The 21,145-nt window shown below is 33.2% G+C and carries 19 protein-coding genes, 1 tRNA gene and 2 pseudogenes; 14 read left to right on the forward strand and 8 right to left on the reverse strand.

Annotation, left to right across the window (positions count from 1 at the left end; genetic code table 11):
• Nucleotides 1–14: 14 nt before the first annotated feature.
• Nucleotides 15–143, reverse strand: coding sequence for a palindromic element RPE2 domain-containing protein (locus tag ACFELW_RS05265; protein WP_341749001.1), 129 nt, complete (start codon nucleotides 141–143; stop codon nucleotides 15–17).
• A 17-nt stretch (nucleotides 144–160) separates the two neighbouring features.
• On the opposite strand from ACFELW_RS05265, the gene ACFELW_RS05270 reads away from it, so the two are divergent.
• The 6 genes from ACFELW_RS05270 (at nucleotide 161) to ACFELW_RS05295 (ending at nucleotide 8,047) form a co-directional block, all read left to right on the forward strand.
• Nucleotides 161–1,018 carry a hypothetical protein gene (locus tag ACFELW_RS05270; RefSeq protein ID WP_375329852.1) on the forward strand — a complete coding sequence of 286 codons (858 nt, stop codon included), beginning with the start codon at nucleotides 161–163 and terminating at the stop codon, nucleotides 1,016–1,018.
• A 341-nt stretch (nucleotides 1,019–1,359) separates the two neighbouring features.
• Complete coding sequence (murA, locus tag ACFELW_RS05275; protein ID WP_375329853.1) at nucleotides 1,360–2,634, forward strand: UDP-N-acetylglucosamine 1-carboxyvinyltransferase; 1,275 nt, start codon at nucleotides 1,360–1,362, stop codon at nucleotides 2,632–2,634.
• A gap of 276 nt (nucleotides 2,635–2,910) precedes the next feature.
• Nucleotides 2,911–4,422 carry a leucyl aminopeptidase gene (locus tag ACFELW_RS05280; protein WP_375329854.1) on the forward strand — a complete coding sequence of 504 codons (1,512 nt, stop codon included), beginning with the start codon at nucleotides 2,911–2,913 and terminating at the stop codon, nucleotides 4,420–4,422.
• Entirely contained in the window at nucleotides 4,412–5,218 is an 807-nt protein-coding gene (locus ACFELW_RS05285; protein WP_341759176.1) for a division plane positioning ATPase MipZ, read from the forward strand. The genes ACFELW_RS05280 and ACFELW_RS05285 overlap by 11 nt, the downstream gene beginning before the upstream one ends.
• 256 nt (nucleotides 5,219–5,474) lie before the next feature.
• Nucleotides 5,475–7,742 carry a Sca4 family protein gene (locus ACFELW_RS05290; RefSeq protein WP_375329855.1) on the forward strand — a complete coding sequence of 756 codons (2,268 nt, stop codon included), beginning with the start codon at nucleotides 5,475–5,477 and terminating at the stop codon, nucleotides 7,740–7,742.
• Between the two features lie 167 nt (nucleotides 7,743–7,909).
• The gene (locus ACFELW_RS05295; RefSeq protein WP_341759178.1) at nucleotides 7,910–8,047 is read left to right on the forward strand and encodes a hypothetical protein; all 138 of its coding nucleotides are present in this window, start codon (nucleotides 7,910–7,912) and stop codon (nucleotides 8,045–8,047) included.
• A gap of 125 nt (nucleotides 8,048–8,172) precedes the next feature.
• Here the strand turns inward: ACFELW_RS05295 and ACFELW_RS05300 are convergent, their stop codons facing one another.
• Nucleotides 8,173–8,865 carry an SDR family NAD(P)-dependent oxidoreductase gene (locus ACFELW_RS05300; RefSeq protein ID WP_375329856.1) on the reverse strand — a complete coding sequence of 231 codons (693 nt, stop codon included), beginning with the start codon at nucleotides 8,863–8,865 and terminating at the stop codon, nucleotides 8,173–8,175.
• A gap of 72 nt (nucleotides 8,866–8,937) precedes the next feature.
• On the opposite strand from ACFELW_RS05300, the gene ACFELW_RS05305 reads away from it, so the two are divergent.
• Nucleotides 8,938–9,701, forward strand: a protein-coding gene (locus tag ACFELW_RS05305; RefSeq protein ID WP_375329687.1) for an IS5 family transposase whose coding sequence is annotated in 2 segments (ribosomal slippage) — nucleotides 8,938–9,295 and nucleotides 9,295–9,701 — 765 coding nt in all. Because the reading frame shifts where the segments join, the coding sequence is not laid out codon by codon here.
• A 355-nt stretch (nucleotides 9,702–10,056) separates the two neighbouring features.
• Entirely contained in the window at nucleotides 10,057–10,443 is a 387-nt protein-coding gene (locus tag ACFELW_RS05310) for a TfoX/Sxy family protein (RefSeq protein WP_341759180.1), read from the forward strand.
• Between the two features lie 365 nt (nucleotides 10,444–10,808).
• Here ACFELW_RS05310 and ACFELW_RS05315 read toward each other — a convergent pair.
• Nucleotides 10,809–10,898, reverse strand: a tRNA-Ser gene (locus tag ACFELW_RS05315).
• A gap of 229 nt (nucleotides 10,899–11,127) precedes the next feature.
• Between ACFELW_RS05315 and ACFELW_RS05320 the strand changes: the two genes are divergently transcribed.
• The 3 genes and pseudogenes from ACFELW_RS05320 to ACFELW_RS05330 all read left to right on the forward strand — a co-directional run.
• Nucleotides 11,128–12,660 (forward strand): N-acetylmuramoyl-L-alanine amidase, encoded by a 1,533-nt coding sequence (locus tag ACFELW_RS05320; RefSeq protein ID WP_375329857.1) that lies wholly within the window; start codon nucleotides 11,128–11,130, stop codon nucleotides 12,658–12,660.
• A 96-nt stretch (nucleotides 12,661–12,756) separates the two neighbouring features.
• Nucleotides 12,757–13,470: an SH3 domain-containing protein gene (locus ACFELW_RS05325; protein WP_375329858.1), complete on the forward strand. Its 714-nt coding sequence runs from the start codon at nucleotides 12,757–12,759 to the stop codon at nucleotides 13,468–13,470.
• Between the two features lie 12 nt (nucleotides 13,471–13,482).
• A pseudogene (locus ACFELW_RS05330) lies at nucleotides 13,483–14,211 on the forward strand (NlpC-P60 family protein); the annotation flags it as partial.
• Between the two features lie 215 nt (nucleotides 14,212–14,426).
• Here ACFELW_RS05330 and ACFELW_RS05335 read toward each other — a convergent pair.
• Nucleotides 14,427–15,041: a zinc-binding dehydrogenase gene (locus ACFELW_RS05335; protein WP_375329859.1), complete on the reverse strand. Its 615-nt coding sequence runs from the start codon at nucleotides 15,039–15,041 to the stop codon at nucleotides 14,427–14,429.
• Between the two features lie 94 nt (nucleotides 15,042–15,135).
• Here ACFELW_RS05335 and ACFELW_RS05340 point away from each other — a divergent pair, with 94 nt between their 5' ends.
• Both ACFELW_RS05340 and ACFELW_RS05345 read left to right on the forward strand, forming a co-directional pair.
• Nucleotides 15,136–15,621, forward strand: coding sequence for a helix-turn-helix domain-containing protein (locus ACFELW_RS05340; RefSeq protein WP_375329860.1), 486 nt, complete (start codon nucleotides 15,136–15,138; stop codon nucleotides 15,619–15,621).
• Between the two features lie 20 nt (nucleotides 15,622–15,641).
• Entirely contained in the window at nucleotides 15,642–16,139 is a 498-nt protein-coding gene (locus ACFELW_RS05345; protein ID WP_375329846.1) for an IS630 family transposase, read from the forward strand.
• Here ACFELW_RS05345 and ACFELW_RS05350 read toward each other — a convergent pair.
• On the reverse strand, nucleotides 16,108–16,560 hold the full coding sequence (locus ACFELW_RS05350) for an alcohol dehydrogenase catalytic domain-containing protein (protein WP_375329861.1): 453 nt from the start codon (nucleotides 16,558–16,560) through the stop codon (nucleotides 16,108–16,110). The genes ACFELW_RS05345 and ACFELW_RS05350 overlap by 32 nt on opposite strands.
• A 180-nt stretch (nucleotides 16,561–16,740) precedes the next feature.
• Between ACFELW_RS05350 and ACFELW_RS05355 the strand changes: the two are divergent.
• Nucleotides 16,741–17,503, forward strand: a pseudogene (locus tag ACFELW_RS05355) (IS5 family transposase).
• Here the strand turns inward: ACFELW_RS05355 and ACFELW_RS05360 are convergent.
• The 3 genes from ACFELW_RS05360 to ACFELW_RS05370 form a co-directional block, all read right to left on the reverse strand.
• On the reverse strand, nucleotides 17,491–17,721 hold the full coding sequence (locus ACFELW_RS05360; RefSeq protein WP_375329862.1) for an AMP-binding enzyme: 231 nt from the start codon (nucleotides 17,719–17,721) through the stop codon (nucleotides 17,491–17,493). The pseudogene ACFELW_RS05355 and the gene ACFELW_RS05360 overlap by 13 nt on opposite strands.
• A gap of 376 nt (nucleotides 17,722–18,097) precedes the next feature.
• The gene (locus ACFELW_RS05365) at nucleotides 18,098–19,558 is read right to left on the reverse strand and encodes an IS1634 family transposase (protein ID WP_375329863.1); all 1,461 of its coding nucleotides are present in this window, start codon (nucleotides 19,556–19,558) and stop codon (nucleotides 18,098–18,100) included.
• 609 nt (nucleotides 19,559–20,167) lie between these two features.
• Nucleotides 20,168–21,133 carry an IS630 family transposase gene (locus tag ACFELW_RS05370; protein ID WP_375330522.1) on the reverse strand — a complete coding sequence of 322 codons (966 nt, stop codon included), beginning with the start codon at nucleotides 21,131–21,133 and terminating at the stop codon, nucleotides 20,168–20,170.
• Nucleotides 21,134–21,145: the final 12 nt, after the last annotated feature.

Genomic DNA, 21,145 nt, shown 5'->3' on the forward strand with positions numbered 1-21,145 from the left:
AATGGTCGAAGCAATCAATTACTCAAACTGTAGTCAATTGATGAGAAGTTGGGGGCGTTGTCACTCGTCGCTTGCCTATTACTTATAGGCGTCGCTCCATCGCTCCTAGCCCCAAATTCTCCTGAATTGACTATAAATAACATTAATTAAAGATATTTTTATGCCATTAGAAAAATTTAAATCAGATATAGCTGATATTGTTGGTGAATCAAAGGAAGGATTTGTAGAGGAAGTAAATCGCTTAAAAAGTCTGCTCAATTTTAGCTTTGATTCGCGATATGGTTCTGAACTTGCCAAAGCTGTAAAAAAGATGGGCATAGAACAAGAAACAGTAATACAGGTATCTTTGGATGATAATACCACAAATGTACTGTCACCAACTGAAAAAGATATTGGACAAAATTTTGGTGAGTTTAAAGGCAATATTGGTACCACTCTCAATGCTCATGGAGAACTTGCTAAAGGATATGCTGCTGAATATGATCAAGGACAACCTCACTTAGATAAATTCGGTCAGCAAGCTAAAAAAATGAATGTGTTAATAGATGAATTACCACATAATTCTTTGCAGGAAGCAACTGAACAAATTGAAACCATTGCCACTATAGAGGCTGGTACAAACAAAATATATTCGAAATTACAATCTTCTCCAAATGATCTAAAGCATACTATCCATCCAGAACATATTGTAACTATCAATAAGTTAGGGGCAGGACTTAGGAAATATATTGAATCATTTGTTAAATCGCCTGAAGAACAAAAAGAAGCTTTTATGCAAAATGGGGTTGAGACGATTCAAGCTATTGATAAAGCTAATAAAACTGATGGATTGCAAAATAGTAAGACTGCATTAGAGAAAATATTAAGCAAGTTTCATAGCACAGAAACAGTGGGTTCTAAACTATATCACCGTCTAATAAAAGTTCTAAAGAAAGACGATATATCTGTAAGCAACACTATTAAACCCGATACCACCCCTTCTAACAAACAACACTCTAATAGGAATAAGGGGCGGTAGGATTGTAAGAGTTCACTAGACCTCTTGCAAAACTCTACTTCGCTGGTAATTTGTGCGTGATACCGGTACTCTACTCCTCACGTACATTTGAGTACGCCGCGGTTCGAGGTGAAGTGCCTCCTACAAATCCTTGCACATAAGCTAGTTTCGAAAGAAGTCTATTTTTTGGATTGCATCAATGCTACTAAAGTAGTTCCTCACAATGACGGTGTGCGGATAAGTTCTATAACTTTTTTATTTAAATGCAGATTGCTATACCGTTTTAAACCTAATTGACTTCTACCCCTGAATTCGATATAACTTGTTATATTGAATTTTAGGCTACTATATAAGGAATTCCTATGGACAGTTTAATAATTAAAGGTGGTATCCCCCTTGAAGGTAATATTAGCATTAGTGGAGCTAAAAATGCGGCATTACCGATTATGACAGCTGCACTTCTTACAGATAAGCTTAGTATTAATAATATTCCAAAGCTTACCGATATTCTCACAATGAAGAAATTACTTGAGAATTTAGGCAGTGTTGTTACAGTAACTGATCATCAAGATTACTTGAGCATGGATATTGATAGTAGCAATATTAATAATTTTACTGCCCCATATGATATAGTACGTAAAATGCGTGCTTCTATTTGGGTTCTTGGACCATTACTCTCCAGATTCTCTAAAGCTAAAGTTTCTTTACCTGGGGGATGTGCTATAGGGGCTCGGCAAGTAGATCTACATATAGCAGTTCTGCAAGCTATGGGAGCAAATATTGATGTTGATCATGGTTATATTAATGCTACAATCAAAGGTAGATTAAAAGCTACACATTTTGTTTTTAAAAAAATATCTGTTGGAGCAACAATTAACGCCATAATGGCAGCTACTTTGGCTGAAGGAGAAACTATATTATTTAACTGTGCTAGAGAACCAGAAATTGTTGATCTATGCCATTGCCTTAACAAAATGGGGGCAGAAATAAATGGAATTGGTACAAGTGAAATAACAATTATTGGTAAATCTTATTTAAAACATACCAACTATTCGATCATGCCGGATCGTATTGAAGCTGGTACCTACATGATGGCTGCTGCCATTACTAAAGGCAGTTTAAATATTTATGGAATTAACGGCAATATTGTTGAAAATATAGTATTAAAACTTGTTGAAGCTGGTATAAAAGTTGAGCCTATTGATAATGGTTTACGAGTTTCTTACGTAGATAGATTAAATCCTGTGGATATTCATACAAGTCCATATCCAGGTTTTGCAACAGATTCTCAAGCTCAGTTTATGAGTCTTATGACCCTTTGCAGCGGTTCTTCTACCATCACCGAAAATATTTTTGAAAACCGTTTTATGCATGTTCCTGAATTATGCCGAATGGGGGCAAATATAATAATTAAAGGAAATAGTGCTATAATACACGGAGTACCTTTTCTGACGGGAGCTGAAGTTATGGCAAGCGACCTCAGAGCATCTGTATCTCTAGTATTAGCTGGACTTGCCGCCAATGATACAACAAAAATACGTCGAATCTACCACTTAGACCGTGGATATCAAACATTGGAAAAAAAATTAAGTAACTGTGGGGCAAATATAGTGCGAGTTACAGGAGATAATGTTTAAAAAATAAGTAACTTAATAGACGTCTTGTACTTTAACTTTTTTCCGTGAACGCTTAACATAATACTTTATTCACTTCATCATAACCTTGATTTTATTTTGTGGACAAACTCTTATACAAGATTAACAATTAGATTTTATCATTTTTTCACTTAGTGAAAAAGAATTTTGTAGTATACTACAAAAACTTGAGTAATCTCTTTTTAGCTGTAGGATTTTTATAGTTGCAAAGTAAATATACATCAATAGAATTAGACCATTAAATTATAAGAGGAATTTATGCTCAATAACATTAACTTTATCAGTAAGGAATTATCAAATAATCAAGCAACTATAGTGTTTATTAGTGAACAACTGAAATTAGACAGTAATTTATTACTACTTGATCAACAACATCATGGTTTAATTTCTAAAACTATTCAAAATAAATTACTATTTACTGGAAAATTTGGACAAATTAAAATTGTTAACTCTATAGGTAAGGATGGGGAGATAAGATATTTAATCATAGTTGGCATTGGTGATGAAACAAAATTAACAACCTCTTGCATTGAAGAGCTTGGGGCAAAAATCTTATCCTGTAGCACTTGCCGTAAAATTAGCACTATTGGTATAAAAATTTCTCATAATATCGGACAACATCAACCAGCTATTGTTGCTTCTCTTATAGCTAGCGGCTGTTTGCTTGCTTCATATAGATTTGATAAATACAAAACTACTCAAAGTGAAGGAGAAAAATTTGTTGTAGACTCTCTTGAGATTTCTATAGATGATCAGTCTAAAGCAGAGGAATTGTTTAATGATAAAAGATCATTAGCTGAGGCAGTATTTTTTGCCAGAGATATGATAAATGAACCAGCCAATATAAAAACTCCTCAATCTTACTCTGAAAAAATATTAGAACGTCTTGAACCGCTAGGAGTTGAAATTATCATTATCGGTGAAAGAGAAATGAAAAATCTTGGTATGGGAGCTTTACTTGGTGTTGGACAAGGTTCACAAAATGAATCCAAACTTGTAGTAATGCAATATAATGGCTTGGATGATGATACCCCACCTGTCGCTTTTGTTGGTAAAGGGGTTACTTTTGATAGTGGTGGGATTTCTATTAAACCAGCAGCCAATATGGGAGATATGAAATATGATATGGCCGGTTCAGCTGCAGTAGTTGGAGCAATCATGGCTTTGGCTAGTCGTAATGCACAAGTTAATGTGGTCGGGGTTGTTGGTCTTGTAGAAAATATGCCTTCAGGCAATGCTCAACGACCAGGAGATGTAGTAACCACTATGTCCAAAAAAACAGTGGTGGTGGATAATACTGATGCAGAAGGTCGGTTAGTTTTGGCTGATGCAATTTGGTATACTCAAGAAAAGTTTAAGCCTCAATGTGTAATCGATCTGGCTACCCTTACTGGAGCTATTGTTGTCTCTCTTGGTAAAACTTATGCTGGGTGCTTTAGCAATAATGATGAATTAGCTGGTAAGCTAATAGATGTTGGCAATAAAGTTAATGAAAAATTATGGCGTATGCCTCTACATAAAGATTTTGATGAGATGATAAAGTCAGACATTGCTGATCTTGCTAATATTGGTAACGTTCCTGGAGCCGCTGGTAGTTGTACAGCAGCTCAGTTTATAGGGAATTTTATTAAAGAAGGTATGGTTTGGGCACATCTTGATATTGCCGGTGTTGCCTATAATAAAAAAGGTAATCCCCTTGGTCCTAGAGGAGCAGTAGGTTATGGTGTAAGACTTCTTAATCAATTTATTCAAGATCACTATGAAAAATAATCAAACAAATCGTGTTTTTGTACTTGGGGCTGAAAAAGGTGGAGCTGGTAAAAGTACCTGCTCCATGCATCTAATTACCGGTTTATTGTATAATGGTTATACGGTAGCTAGTATTGATACTGATTCACGTCAGGGGTCTTTAACAAATTATTTAAAGAACAGGGATGATTACAATTTAAAAAACCCGGACCATACGGTTAAGACTTCTCAGCATTTTCATTTGACTGAAAGTCAAGAACAAGTCGTTGCACTTAAAGAAGAGGACGAAAGAACTAGGTTTGAACAGATAATTGAACAGACAAAAAATGCTGATTATTTAGTAATCGATACGCCAGGAAGCTACTCTTTCTTATCTAGATTAGCTCATTCTTATGCTGATACGGTAATTACCCCCATTAACGACAGTTTTCTTGATTTTGATGTATTAGCCAAAGTTAACGCTGACAATTTGTCAATTATTGCCCCATCAATCTATAGTCAAATGATTTGGGAGCAAAAGATGCAGAAAGCTAATCGTAATGGCGAGACAATTAACTGGATTGTTATGCGTAATCGATTAAGCAACTTGGATGCATTAAATAAAAGAAAAGTGGGAGCTGCTCTTGAACAATTAGCAAAAAGAATTAGCTTTAAGATTGCTCCAGGTTTTAGTGAAAGAGTAATTTTTCGGGAATTATTTTTACAAGGGCTAACATTACTTGACTTAACAACAGCTAATCATGGTAAAACACTTAGTATATCACATGTAGCTGCTCGTCAAGAATTGCGAGATTTTTTTAACTTTCTTGGTATATGAGAGTGAGCGTTCACGGAAAAAAGTTAAGTATAAAACGTCATTGTGAGGAGACCGTAGGTCTCGCAATGACGCTTGGCGAGCAGATTTTTATTATCATAAGAAAATTTGCAAGAGTTTAATGAAAAAAATAAGCAATACCGCAAAAATAATGAAAATAGCTATTAGTGGAGCATAAAAATCTGTTATATTTATAGATATAACAGAATTTGCAATAGCTGGTTATATCAAATTCAGGTTAACTAAATAGGGTAAAAAAATGTCAGAATTTACCAATTTGCAATATTATAAAAGAAAGGAATTTGGGGCTAATGAAGCTGGAGAATTAGGGGGAATATATAGAAGTCAAGATAATATTCTGTCTATGGTTAAAAAGGAGAATAAGCCTGAAAAAAATATATCAGAGTTTTTGGGTTCCCAAATTTTTCAAGCAACAAATCCAGAGCATGGAGCCAAAGTTTCGCTCATTGTACCTACTCATCTTACCACGAAAGTAGATCAAGCAGGAGGTCTGCAAAATGATGGTTCTGAAGTATATGTGCAATCTGAATTTTTTAAGAATTACAGTGGAGACATGTATGTTGACATGGATAACCACATGTCTAAAAAAACTAAGCCTGGCGGTTGGTTGCGAAAAGACGGAGGAAGACCGCTTTTTATGGGAACAAGAGAATTACTATCTAGTACTTTAACTAAAGCTTTTGAAGAACTGCATTATAGCGATTTTGATAAAATAGCTCCAACTAGCTTATTAATAGGCGATTTTGATATTCATACAGGTAATATAGGAGTTGTAAGAGATACTAACAATTCTACTATTCCTCCTAGACTAGTTAGGTTAGATTTTGCTGGAAGTTTTGACCAATTAGATGATGAGATACTTCCACATTCTTGGTCTAGACATCTACCCTTACTAGGACCAACTAATCATTTTAGAGAATTTCCAAGTACCCAAAAGTATAATGATTTATTTATAAAAGGTTTACTTGATACTGCACAAGTTGATTTAAACAATACTATTGACCATAGCTTCGTTGAATTATCAAAATATTATAGTGATAAAGCACTAGCAAATTGGGCAAAAATGGCAATGAGCCAGAAATTTAAAAATATAGCACCAGAAAACATAAAGATTGTTGATGTTAAAGATGCTCTTAAAGAAACTATGCAAAAGAGACAACAATCATTAAAAGAATATGGGTTACAAATTAAACTCGGTCTTTTAGTAAAAAAAGGAAAAATTAACAAGCCAGAATTAAAAAAATTAGTTCAAGAACACTTCGATTATTTTAGCAATATAATCGACCAAAGGAAAAGACTAGAATTAAAGAAAAAAACAGAAGGAAACTATATTGAATATATTTTAGGTAATAAAACTCGAGAAGTACTGTTAATTAAAGAAATAGCTCAAATAGTAAAAGAGCAAAAAAAAGCACTAACAAACCCTACTTTAGAAAGAACTGATCTATCTGTAACAATATCTAAAAAAGCACTAGATGTTATGCATATTAGTGATGCGATAACAACAACTACTGAAGCTCAAGCTACTGAACAGACCTCACCCTACAAAGTAGCTCCATCTGAAACAGTCCCAGCCATAGTAGCCCCGATTAAAGTAGATTTGGTAACATTAGCTTTTAGGCAAGAAATTATTGCTAAGCAACAAACAACATTAAAAAACATCCTTACTGAAGCAAATATTACAGCAATCTCAGGGGCTAATCTTGCTATTAATTCTCAGCAATTTAAAGAATTTGTAGAAAATAATAACGAATTAATACAAAAAACCTGGGCTAACTCTATTACAAAGAGTACTGTGACTCAAGCAATGAATGATGAAGTGCAAAGCTATGCAAAAATCCATCAGGCTAATAATTTCAAACCGTTAACTTGGAGCAATCAGCCACCAATAGACAATACCACTGACACCAGGTCAAGGGTTATTAAAGTCAAAGATGAAGAATTATTTAAATTAACAGAAACTAAGGTTAAAACTTCTACTAAAGTAGTTTTAGAAGATGGAGTAACGGAAACAGAGATTAGCAATTATCGCAATATTAATTTGCCATTAGCCATCAAACCATCTGGTACAGCCGTGCATCTTTCATTTCCAGTGCAAAACGAGAAAGGTGAGAATATTGAGGTCTCGAAGGCACTGTATTTTACTACTCACTATAACGAGCAAGGAAAACTAGTAGAAATAACCAACCCATTATCATTAAAGTTTACCGGTGATGATAAAGATGCTATAGGCTATATACAAAGGGGAAAAAATATTTACACTATTCCTGTAACAAAAGGTCAATATGAATCAATGATGCAGGAAGTAGCAAAAAATAAAGGATGTAATATTAATATGTCACAAACCATTATGCCCCCTGAGGCAAGTGACGTTATAATGCATGATGAATTAAAGCAAATTCAAAATAAGTTAAAACGTCATGTGAACATAAACAATGAAGTACCTAAGATAGCACCCAAAATGCTAAAGACATCATCCCAACAGCAATATTATGATAGAACTTGAAAGTAGTGCGGTTAAAATTCTCCCAAAAATGATTTCAAGAATTGGATTTGAAAATGAATGTTGAACACGTGCAGCTATACTATCAATGCGAGTATAGGAATGATAAGGGTTGTAAGTAAGGAAGTGTTGAGGTATATAAGAATTATTCAAAAAAATATACTCTCAACATGAATAAATGTATCACAACTGTTTATTATTTAGTAGATAATTTTTATAAAATTTATCAAGAATGGGAACAAAATAAGTTATTGCCAAGTGATAAGAAACGTTTTAGGCAAGAAAACTTAAAGCTCTTAAAGGTTTAATTCCTTATGAATTTATCATGAAAACATGGACATCTGATCCAAATAAATTTATTATTAACCCTAACCACCACCCCCTGGAACTATACACCTAGACTTTCTGCATAAGTCAAAGATAGTTGTTAGTGTTACTTGCCTCCCCAGGAAACGCCACCATCAACGGTAATACATGAGCCTGTAACATATCGAGATGCTTTGTTTGAGGCAAGGTATAAAATTGCACCGTCAAGGTCACTAGGTTCCGCTATAAAATTTAGAGGTGTAAGTTCTGCTATTGCTTTACGTTTTTCTTCTGTATTTAATTTGTAATCTGTAAGCGGTGTATGAAATATACCAGGTATAATACAATTAATCCGGATATAGGCTTTTGCCAACTCTCCGACTAATGACTTTGTCATTTGGATAACAGATGCTTTAGATGCACAATAACCAGCGATATTTTCGCTTAAACGGTTGGCTCCATTGACACTACTAATATTGATAATACTCCCATGGATTCCATGGTTTCTCATGTGATTAGCAACTTTCTTGGTAACGTACCAAATTCCCAGTACATTGGTTTGCATAATAGACTCGAAATCATCTAGTTCACATGATGTAAAGATTGGTGTAGGTTTTGCAATTCCGGCATTATTAATGCAGATATCTATGAGTTCTCCTTGTTGTTTTAATATATTAAAGGCTCTTTGGACAGAGTTCTTATCTGCCACATCCATTTCTAGGGCAATAGCATTGCTAAGCTCAGAGGCTAAAATTTGCAGTTTATCTAGTCTTCTACTAGCCAATATGATTCGTACTCCTACGCTAGGGTATGTCGTCACGAGATTGTGATTGCATAATTTTATGTGATTTGTTATTATAATTGTAGTAATAAAAATAGGCGATAAGAAGCAATGAGTTTAGCACATAGAAGACATGATATAAGCGATGAGCTTTGGAATAAGATAGAAAGTAATTTACCTGGTCAGAAAGGTTGTTGGGGAGGTATTGCAAGAGACAATAGAACTTTTATAAATGCAGTGATGTGGATATTTAGAACGGGAGCTCCATGGAGAGATTTGCCTCCTGATTATGGCAATTGGAAGAATGTACACAGAAGATTCTGTAGATGGCGTGATAATGGGATATGGGAGAATTTGCTAAATATTTTTATAAATGCTCCTGATTTTGAATGGTTAATGATAGATTCTACATTTGTAAAAACTCACAAAGCAGGACTTGGAGCGAAAGGCGGGAATCAAACGGTTAGTCGCACAAAAGGGGGCTCAATACAAAGGTACATATGGCCGTGGATGCGTATGGTATGCCGGTCAGAATTATTGTTACAGAAGGTTCCAGAAATGATTGTACTCAAGCTTGTGAGTTAATCCAGAATATGGAGGCACAACATCTTATGGCTGATAAAGCTTACGATACAAACGCCATAATAGAATCGGCTGTGAATGCAAACATAATTCCTGTAATACCATCAAAAAGAAACAGGAAGATTCAAAGAGAGATAGATAAATATCTATATAAGCTAAGGCACATTATTGAAAATACATTTCAAAAATTTAAAGAATGGCGTGGTATAGCAACAAGATATGCTAAAAATACAAAATCATACATGGCGGGTCTTTGTTTAAGGGCTTTACTAATGTGGGCTCAAATCTCGTGACGACATACCCTAGAAAGAAGGCGAGAGAATTGCTCTCCAAGACCACTACTTGCTCCTGTAATGAGGGCTGTTTTGCCTGTTAAATTGAAAAGTTGCATTGTTTTAATCTCAATTACCAATTATACTCAAATGATACTATGCATTGGAATATAGCTAACTCGTTAAGATTCTAGATAACTCCTTTGTCTATTAGTGGAGATAGTTTAGTAGCGATGAAGCAATCTAAACTTATAACAACAATATCAGAACTTATTCGACTTAGCTATATAAAATAAGGGATAATCGATTGCAGTGTAGTAAAGTTCGTATAATATCTTGTGGTAATTTCTCGTACAGAACAACCGATAGGTTAATTATGAAAAGTAATGAATTTATTGAATATATTAAAGATATACTAGCCCCTTTTGGTCAAATCACTACTCGTGCAATGTTTGGTAGTTATGGTATATATAAAGATGGAGTAATAATAGGAATAGTTGCAAGAAATGAGTTGTACTTTAAAATAGATAGCAAAGTAGTTGAGTATTTAAAATCTTTTGTTTCTGAACCATTTACATATAATAGTTCAAATAAGTTGATAACTATATCATATTGGAAAGTGTTACCTGAGATTTTAGAACAAGAAGAAAAGTTAGCGAATTTAGTCTCTATGGCATTTGATGCATCTATTAACTCTAATAATAAAAAGTTACCTTATACCAAATCACCAGAAAATAAACGTACCTTTACCTCTTGTTACTGAAGAAACTCTGATTGTAGATGAAGATAATTCAGTATGTCAGCCTGACTCTGACGGTATCCTTAATAAAAATAGTCTATTTAAAAGTATATTCTATCATTATAAGTATGATTATTTCTTAAATATTCATCATAAGAGTGCTGATGCTTATTCGTATTATATGAAGCAGACGATAAATTTACTGATACAGCTACAATGCTAATAACTCTAGGTTCTTATCCTCACGAAACTTTTAGAGGTTCGACAATTGCTGAAAAAAGGGAATTATTAAATTTTATATTTTCAAACCTAACACTCGAGACTGTAAGCTGCATTACGTTCTGGCTTTTCCATTCACAGAAATGCAAAAAGTAGCAAGTTGTGCCGAATGGCGGAGAGAGAGGGATTCGAACCCTCGATACGGTTACCCGTATAACGGTTTAGCAAACCGTCGCCTTCAGCCTCTCGGCCACCTCTCCAAATCATATGACCATAGCACCGCTTACTTATAGCATTAAATTGTTTGCATTTCTATAATTATTTTATATTAGATGCAACCATAGTAGTTTAAAAGTTATAGTGTAACTTTTAAATCGCCCTGAATTACGGTGATACTAATTAATCCCTTGAATTTACCATTGAATAATCTAAAATGAAAGATAAGTACTTAATTTTTTAATATATTTTATTTAGTGATTTTATATTTGTATGACCAATAAAGCTTTTAAGATTTTTTCAAGATACTATCTTGTTATAATAGTTGCATTGTTAAATGTTGGGTGTTCCCATAAAAAAGTTGGTGCTTTATCTAAGTCATATCCTGATATTGTAAGCTTTCAAAATGATTTTGCTCATTTACAAAGAGAACTTCCTGTATTGCAAAAGAAAAACTTACTTTTCCTAGCCCCTGTGCCAGTTGCAAATTATGGTGACAGAGAAGGTAAAAAAGTATCAATGGTTATAGTTCACCATACTGGTATATCAACATTAAAAGATACAAAAGAATTGCTAAACAAAATAGGTCTGTCTGCTCATTTTATTGTAGATAAGGATGGCAGTATTACGTTAACGGTTCCTTTAGAAAAGCGAGCATACCATGCTGGTATTAGTTATGCTAAAATTAAAATGGGTGAGCAATTTGAAGAATTAACTGCTTTAAATAATTATTCTATCGGCATAGAAATAGTGAATACTGGGCGTGAATTGTTTTCACAACAGCAAATGGAATCTGTAAAAGAATTACTCCTATATCTTATGAAACGTTTTAAAATAAGAAAAGATATGATATTTAGTCATTCTGAAATAGGAACAATATTGTACAGTAAAGCATTTGACAGTTATGTGCTACGTAAAGTTGATCCGCATAGATTATTTGATTGGGAGTTATTGGAAAGAAATAATATAGGTCTTCATATAAATAATAGAATAGAATCCAACGAGGCTAAACGTTTAATGGATAAAGTATTATATAAAATGGGAGATAAAAACACAGATATTCTAAAATTAAAAGAAAGACTGAATAGATTTTTTTATAAGATACGACCTTGGAATGATAAAGAGGGTAAGATAGTTTTGCCTGATGATCGTATCAATTATTCAAATGAATTTGATGAGAGTTTTATGTGGGTAGTATATCAGTTTTCGATACATAATCTCCCAATAGAAATTAGGAAGGATTTACCTTTAAAACTTGAACAACAAGATGTATTTCCTAAGCTTATAGATAAGTATCGAGATAGTATTTATAGTGAATTTAACAATTTATACTCCAAAATTCATATGCTTGTTAAACCACATGATTTAAATGAAAAAGACTATAAATATTTATTAACATCCCTTACAAATTATGAACAAGAGGTATCACGCAAAGCGTTCAATAGTCTAATATATAAAATGGAAATATATTATAATTCCGATTTAAGGTATGACATGAGCTTGCTATATGGTACATTTAAGAGCAATATATTAAATAAAATAGATATTTTACAACAAGACATTTTATCTTTGGAATCTTTAGAAGCTCATAAAATTACTGAGGTTTCAAATTTAATAGCTATGTTTAAAGAAAATATTTCTTCTGAATTCCAAAAATTCGAACAAGAATATTCTCAGCAATACATAACAGTATGGAAGAAAGAATTTATGCCTTTTATGAAAAAACAAATCAAATGGACTAAGTTACATGAAGAAATATTAAAATACTTAGAGAAATCTAAATTACAAGTTAATGAGATGAACTAATATTATACCCGATATTGGTATTGATCCATAGCAAACTTGTTAGCTATACAATTTTTCAAATAATTTTGCATATATCTATTAGTGGAGTTGATTTTTATGATAAGATATATTTTTTACTTAATTGTATTATGTTCTATGACCAGTTGCACTTTAAAGACTACTAAAAATAACTATCCTAAAATAAACCAAAATGTTATCCAGATATTTCCTATAGAGAATTATTCTCAAAATATTAATGATTGGATAAATGAGAAAAGTCCTGATTACGATACTCCTTTATTAAGTCCAGATGTACAAAAAAAACATCTAGAAAAACTTTATAAACATAATTATGGTGATTTATCTCCATGGGATAAGCAATATGTAAAGCAACTATTACATATTGCTACACCGAATGATATAGCAACTATTATACAAAACAGATTAATTGAATTTAGCAACAAAGATAAAACCGTTAATGGAATCGGGTATGGAGGAAATTTCCGCCCTTATAAGGAAGGCTGGATTAATGCTATTAGTGCTAATATTGATATAACGCAATTTTGTAATTTAACTTATCAAGCTAGTAATAGGGCTATTGCCATTGATAATTTGCATGGACGATTGTTACCAACCAATGATGTGTATTTTTATATTTATAAGATAGCGAGATATCCTTCTGATAATTTACAATGGGCATCTATTTGGGCAGGAACACCTCTTTATATTATAGGGACAACAAAGGATAGAGCTTGGTCGTTGGTTATAACTCCTGATCCTGATGTTATGGTATGGGTAAAAAGTAGTGGAATTGCACGAACAAGCACATAGTTTGTTAATAAATGGCAGGTTGCAGCAAAATCGCATCTTGTGGCAATTACTCGTACTCAAACAACTATAACTGATACAACAGGTCAATTTCTGTTTTCTGCCTACATAGGTTCCATATTTCCAAGGGTTGATAATAGTTCTACTTTAAGCAAAAAGTTAATGATACCTTCGATAAAAAATGGACATGCTGTGATTAAATATGCTGAGATACCTAACCAAAATACTGCAGACATGCCTTTAATGGTCACGCAACGTAATATAGCTAATATTCTTAGTAGTTTAACTGGTCGCCCGTATGGTTGGAATGGTTCGTATTTTTATAATGATTGTTCATCAGAATTAAAAAATTTCTTTGCCTCTTTTGGTATATGGTTACCAAAAGAATCAGCATCCCAACCGCGATATGGTAGAATGGTGGATATGAGTTATGCGTCCCCAGAGCAGAGGATATCGTATCTAATGGAGAATGGTAAACCGTTCTTGACAATTATATATATTGGCGGACGTGTAGTTATGTATATTGGTAATTACCCTAATTCTTATAATAAAGAAAGCCCATTAATGGCTATGAGTTATCAAGATGTATGGGGATTGCATCCTGCTGGAGTAAATACCCGTATTGTTATTGGAGGAAGCGTATTCTTGCCATTATTATTACAATATCCTGAAATACCTAATATACAGTCGTTAGCGGCTAAACAATATTTTCAAGTAATTTATTTAGATCAGGTTGTTGAATGAATTGATGAATAAAAAACCAGCTCACCAAGAGTCATTGCAAGAAGTCGCTTTGTGTAGAAGTCAAGATTTGATCTTACAGACAGTATAAATTAACTTATTAGATTGTCAGATAAATTTTGACTGTCAGATAATTTATTGCAGGATATTTTTCTATAACAGAAAAGAAATTAACAGCAATTCCGACTCCTAGTTCGCCTTTGCCCCGTTTCTGTAATTTAACCCCTACTTGCATTAATATCAAAATTAAGTAAGATTTTACCATTTCTTCCTTCAGATTCTGCCATAGTAACAGCTTCTGCAATTTGATCTATATTGTACTCAGTATCTATAGGTAGTTTTATATCTGCTCTAACAAAATGTTCTATCATTTGTTTAAATATTTGCTGTCTATAGCTTATCGGTTTGCCATACACCCAATCTCGCAAATGATAAAATTCAAATTGTACATTTTTCTCCGTTGCCTCAGTAAAGAAAGAAGCTGGAAGCTGTTGCCCAGACATTAAACCATATTGCAAAAATTTACCACCAGGATTAACTGTTTTTAGCAGTGCTGCTCCTGCATTACCACCAATTGCATCTATAGCATAATCAACCCCTCTGTTATTTGTAAATTTTAAAATAGCAGTAGAGAGGTCTTCTTCATTTGAGTTAATAACTTTCTTTAGACCAAGTTGTTCCAATTTGTCCTTATTTTCAGCACTCCTTACAATTGAAATCAAATCAAAGCCTAAGATTTTAGAAAAACCAGCAATGACATGTCCACAAATTGAATTGCCAGCATTTATTAAAAGAATATCACTTTTATTAATTTTTAATTTGTCAATTAACATTAGCCAACAAGTAATACCAATTCCCAAATTTAATTTAGTATAAAGATGAGAAAAATAGGTTATAATGTAAAAGATAGATAAAATTAGGAATGTAATGGGTACTCATCAAAAATTAATAACAGAAGATTTATACAAACAGGCTATAGCTCAACTTGCAAGTACGAACAAAGAGAATAGGATCGCTATTAGGTTAAGAGCTATAGTAGCTGCAAAAGAACATGGTATTGGTATGGTGTCTAAAATATTTGATATCACAACTAATACGCTAAGAAACTGGATAAAAAGCTTTGCCCAAGGCGATGATAAAAATCTTGAATATAAAAAAGGTAGGGGAAGGAAAAGCGATTTAACGGAAAGCTGCTATGAAGCAATAAACAAATGGATACAAGAAGATTGTAACATAACAATAAAAAGTATCGTCATAAAACTTAAAGAAAATTTGGGAATTAATGTAAGTAAATCGGCTGTACACAGGGCATTGCACAATCTTAAGTTTGCGTACATTACTCCAAGACCAGTGCATTACAAACAGAATAAAGAAACTCATGAACAGTTTAAAAAAAAATTCAAGAAAAAATAACAAGCAATCCAAGAAGTTTTTTGTATTTCTTTGATGAATCGCGTTTTGGAACTCATTCTAAATTAGGTCATGGTTGGTTTCGCAAAGGTATCAGAACTCAAGTTAAAATCAAAATAGGTTTTCAGAATTTTTATGTTTACAGTGCTGTTAACCCAATAACAGGAGATGATTTTAGCTTAATGATGCCAAATGTTAATACTATGTCTTTGAACATGTTTCTTGCGGAAATGTCTAAACATATAGGCGTTCAAAAAGCCATTGTTGTTATGGATTGTGCTGGATGGCATAAGGCTAAGGACTTAGTGGTTCCTGCTAATATAGAAATTCTTTATTTGCCACCATATTCTCCTGAATTAAATCCTGCGGAGCGATTATGGGAGCATTTAAAGTCTGAGACTATAAAGAATAAAGTATACAATACAATTGAACAATTAGAAATAGTAGTATCTTCCTCTATTAAAAATTTAAATACCTTGCTAATTCAATCTATTTGTTGCATGAATCATTTACTAAATTAAATTCGGGAATTGGTATAAGAGGGTTAATATATAATTGTGCAGCTGTTCGATTATCAATTTCATTAGGTATTAAAACAGCTTCTTGAACTGGAATAATGTTATATTCTTGCCAAGTACCTTTTCCTTTTAATGCTAGTACCCTTTTACCAACTAGGTGATCATTATTAGAGTTACCAGCAGCACAAACAGTTCCAACTCCTTCAAAGCCAGCTATTTTAGGAAACTCTACTCTGTCGGGATACCTTCCTCTAATCGTTAGTAAATCCGAAGGATTGATAGCACATGCATGCATTTGAACTAGTAGTTCCTTCTCCAAAGGTATTGGCATTTCTAATCTAACAACTTTTAATACCTCAGACGGATTGCCAAACAAATTATACACAACTGCTTTATAGGTTTGTAGTGAGTTAAAATTTTTCATGATCAATCTCTCCTCAACTTTCTATTTAATCTCTAAATAAGAATTGTTTAGTACATTTTCTGTTATTTTGCCAAGCTTAATTTTACCACTACTAGGGTATGTCGTCACGAGATTGTGATTGCATAATTTTATGTGATTTGTTATTATAATTGTAGTAATAAAAATAGGCGATAAGAAGCAATGAGTTTAGCACATAGAAGACATGATATAAGCGATGAGCTTTGGAATAAGATAGAAAGTAATTTACCTGGTCAGAAAGGTTGTTGGGGAGGTATTGCAAGAGACAATAGAACTTTTATAAATGCAGTGATGTGGATATTTAGAACGGGAGCTCCATGGAGAGATTTGCCTCCTGATTATGGCAATTGGAAGAATGTACACAGAAGATTCTGTAGATGGCGTGATAATGGGATATGGGAGAATTTGCTAAATATTTTTATAAATGCTCCTGATTTTGAATGGTTAATGATAGATTCTACATTTGTAAAAACTCACAAAGCAGGGCTTGGAGCGAAAGGCGGGAATCAAACGGTTAGTCGCACAAAAGGGGCTCAATACAAAGGTACATATGGCCGTGGATGCGTATGGTATGCCGGTCAGAATTATTGTTACAGAAGGTTCCAGAAATGATTGTACTCAAGCTTGCGAGTTAATCCAGAATATGGAGGCACAACATCTTATGGCTGATAAAGCTTACGATACAAACGCCATAATAGAATCGGCTGTGAATGCAAACATAATTCCTGTAATACCATCAAAAAGAAACAGGAAGATTCAAAGAGAGATAGATAAATATCTATATAAGCTAAGGCACATTATTGAAAATACATTTCAAAAATTTAAAGAATGGCGTGGTATAGCAACAAGATATGCTAAAAATACAAAATCATACATGGCGGGTCTTTGTTTAAGGGCTTTACTAATGTGGGCTCAAATCTCGTGACGACATACCCTAGTCAAAGGAAATTCTTCAATCTCAAATATTTTTTTAGGAAATTTATACTTTTCCATAAAGTTATTACAGTATTCTCTTAATTCCATTTTAGATAGTTTATAATTTCCTTGCCATTGTATAACTGCACAAACTATAGTTCCCCAATAATTATCAGGAATTCCTAAAACACAAACATTCTTTTTCTTTATAAAGGGAATTAGCAACATTTATGTAAAAATGTGGCATAATGCTGTGTAGCAATATACATAAGGCTTACAGAGAATATTTTTGTTGATTTCTTCTAAAATCTTTCCCTAAAAAAATAAAATCCAATTTTAAAAAATGCCTCTAAAATAATGCTATTATCAGGTATACAATAGCTAACTTTCTGTAAAATAAACTTTTTATTGTAAGTTAGTATTATAAATCTAAAAATGTACCAATTTTAAATTTTTGCTCCCGACTTCAGTGTTGTTGTGCCAAAAAGTGGCTGACAGCTCAGGAAATGATAAAATTTCCATGCACAACAAATTATTTGTTTGAATATAAAAATTTCAAAATAATCCTATAATAATTATTAGCTTTACTACTTGATTATTTCTTTTACTCTCCTGATGATATTAAATAAGGAATAGTGCTAATCGGTAAATTCATTGCTTTATAAATAATCTTTGCCTCATCTGATACCGGGGATGGAATGCCAAATACTCTTTTATCTTTAATGTGTACTACACTGGTAATCTCCACCCCAATTAGTGCCTTACGTAATCGTTCCGGTGATAGTTTAATTGACTGTAAATTTACCCGATATTCTAAATGCCTTATACATACTAACGCCATAAAACATAAAGCAATATGTGCCTTGATTCTACTAGGGCTCCAATGATAAATTGGTCTAATCTTAATATCGTGTTTACTAACTCTAAATGTTTCTTCAATTTGCCACAATCCTTTATAACGAGACAATATATACGCTACATCAACATTTTCTAGGTTACTAATAACTCCATGCAAACCGTCCCATTTGCTATCTTCCTCTATCTTTTGCTCGTTTACTGCAAACTTATCATTATTATTAATTATTAAATATTTTTTATAACCACTAGCAGAAATTAACGACTTAACTCCTTTACTTCTGTTCATTTTTTTCATTAATTTCTTCAATGCTTGCTCTCTATCTTGAGCATCTTTATAAGCCCTTTTGCTACTATAGCTCATAATCAGTTTGTGACCCTTTTCAGCTAGTTCAATTATTTTTCCCTTATATTCTTCTGCATCAACGGTTAATGGCTGATAATCATCACTATTTAAGATTTTAGCTGTAATATCCTTAGTCATATTCTTAATTTTAGCACCTACTATATATTGATAGCCAGCCTGTTCTAATAGAGCTAAATTTTCATTATTCAACATACCGCTGTCTGCTACAAACACTACTTTATCAATAGCAAACCTGCCTTTCAAGCTATCTAAAGCTTTCAATAAAGTATGACCTTCATAAGTTGCACCAGGAAATATCTCATAACCGATTGGAATACCATTATTAGTAACAAAAATGCTCAGCATTACCTGTACTTCATTGAATTTATGATCTTTACTAAACCCCTTACTCTTCAACTCATCTTCAGTAAATGATTCAAAATAAAGAGTAGTTGCATCATAAAATAGTACATCGATTTTTTCTTTAAACAACTTTTGACTGCTAAGTAAAGCACACTGCTCGATTTTCTCAACCACCTTATCATCTATTTTATCCATAGTTTTGTATACCGAATCAAGCTTTAAATCTACTCCATAATTATTGACCAATAAATTGACTGTTTCACGCTTACTAGTTGGGTTAGCAATACAAGCTAAAACAACATTGCGTATTATGTTTATGCTCGACATTTCCCTGGCAGGGTTGGGTAAGATTTTATTAAAACCAAGTTGGTCATAAATTTTTCCATACACCTCATGAATGCCAATGATAGTGCTTCCTTGACTACGTAAATTGCTGATATCATCAATAGGTTGTGGTTGTATTTGTTCTTTCTCGCACCGCTGTCTAGATGACATCGCCATCGATACTATATCCTTGTCTGGGAATATATTTAAGATATATTAAGAAAAAAGGAATAGATATATAATGGATTCGCGGTTATTTCCTGTAAAACAAGGATTGTTTGAAAACGAAATAGAAGCAATCATAGAGAAGAAAATTACATCTTGCTATGACTACGTCATGGTACATAAGAAGGATTTTTAACTGCTAGTAATAGGAACGATATTGCTGTAGCAGAAGAGTTAACTGTAGGCGTCGTTGGATGTTATGTTATCCAAGATCGTGGATATGATAGTAATAAAAATAGACCAAACCTTGAGTCTCAGAATAATATTACCGTTATCCCTGGAAGAAAAAATAGAGAACAGAAATTGTTTATGATAGAGAAAAATACAAACTTAGAGGAGCTATTGAAAGATTCTTTGGAAAAATAAAAGAAAATTGGATGCTTGCTGTCCGATATGGAAAAGATGATCTTTCTTTCCTCTCTTTTATCGCTTTTGCTGCTATTAAATTACACCTTTGTTAACAGCGTCTAGCTGGAATGCAAGAAGCGATCCTATATTCTAAAGGTCGACTAAAAGCAAAGAAACACAATATTTCATTACCAAATATTGATATATACTCAATTAACCGGAAGAGTTGCAGAAATGGTTAACGGAAATAGTTTGGAAATTATCATTCATTAAGGTACGTAACCTATCTTTATAATCGCCGATGTTGCTGAAGAATTTGTTTATTGCTTCCGCAAATTGTTCGAAATTATGATAAAATTTATTATTAGTTGTAATACTGTGCATAAACTTCCATAATCTCTCAATTGGATTAAGATTTGGGCTGTATGGTGGCAAAAATACCATCTCTATCTTACTATTTGCTAGATACTCTTTCACTTTCTTGGATTTGTGGTAACTAGCATTATCACAGATTAAATATATTTTTTCCTTGTCACTATTCTCCTCTTCCAATCTCTGTAGGAAATCAACTATCTGCTCCCCATTTATTTTGGGACTCTCTGTGCTTACTAACTGTAAATTAACTAGGTTAATAGCACCAATCATGTGCTTTCTTCTCCAGCCACTGAATGTTGGTAAGGTCTTATCTTGGTTCTTTCTTATCCAACCGCACCTTGCCCTTGCTTGATACTGAGGATGAACACCGTCCATAAAATATATGGCTTCCTTATCTCTGAGAGTCCCTTTTAGTAAACTGTAGTTTAACTTAAATAATTCTTGCTTGTCAAAATCCAGCTTAGCTGGTACTACTTTCGGCTTCTTGTAAACAAACCCCAGTTTGTATAGTAATTTTGTTACTCCAGTTATCTTATATGTCACACCATATTTGTTCTCAATGTGATGCATTATATCTTTAGCATAAACATAATTATTTGCTTCTAGGTGATTCACTAATTCTGCCTGCTCAACATCATTTAATTTGCTTGTGCTACCTCCGTTGTTGGTATAAAGCTTATTGGCTTTTTGATAATCAACAATATGTTTTCTTATCGCTTCGTGGCTCAGGAGTAGTACCTTAGCAATCTCTACATTATTATACCCATCGTCATACATCAAAACTGTCTTAATACGATCACGTATCCTTCCGTCTCA

Source organism: Candidatus Tisiphia endosymbiont of Nemotelus uliginosus (assembly GCF_964264755.1).
Classification (GTDB): Bacteria; Pseudomonadota; Alphaproteobacteria; order Rickettsiales; family Rickettsiaceae; genus Tisiphia.